Here is a 574-nt window from a genome sequence, read left to right as displayed (position 1 = left end):
GCATCTGACTGATCAACAATTCCTCTTGCGAGTTTCCTTCTTTAATTTTTTTGAAGAGATGAATGCACAACTTTTTGAGAAACCAAGGAAACCCTTGGGCTTGCTGTATCAGCCTGGCTTTTAATGGTTTAGTCAGATTTATTCCCGCCTCCCTCTCGAAACTAAGAATCATTTTTCTGGAATCTTTCTCATCGAATGTTTGCAATCTTCGCTCTGAACGATGATCTCGCAAGTCATGCCACAATCCATATGCGGGATTGTCATCACCAAGAAAAATTCCTGTTCTCCAAGAGAAACCAACAACTACATTTTCTTTCTCAGCAGAGACATCTAGTGCAAATCTTCTGAATGCACGAAACAGCGGGAAAAGCTCTTCCTTTGTGAATACTTCCTCAAATTGGTCAAAGAAAATGACCATTACTTTATTACTGCTTTTCAGATATTCTGCACATTCCCTAAAAGCCACCCCTCCGGTAATATTATCAATATCTTCGACGGAGAATTGTTGACTTAACTCGATAAAACCATCACCTATTGCTGCGTTAAATGCCTTACATACTGCATCAGCAACAAA

General features: G+C 39.5%; 1 protein-coding gene. It reads right to left on the bottom strand.

Going from position 1 to position 574, the window contains the following annotated elements; genetic code table 11:
- The coding region (locus LG31_RS0107850; protein ID WP_033113935.1) for a hypothetical protein at nt 1-574 on the bottom strand (574 nt) is incomplete at both ends.

The sequence above is a fragment of the Aeromonas lacus genome, assembly GCF_000764665.1.
In the GTDB taxonomy this organism is placed as follows: Bacteria; Pseudomonadota; Gammaproteobacteria; order Enterobacterales; family Aeromonadaceae; genus Aeromonas; species Aeromonas lacus.
Note: the sequence above shows the minus strand (reverse complement) of the source record. Positions and strands in the feature narration are given on the sequence as shown.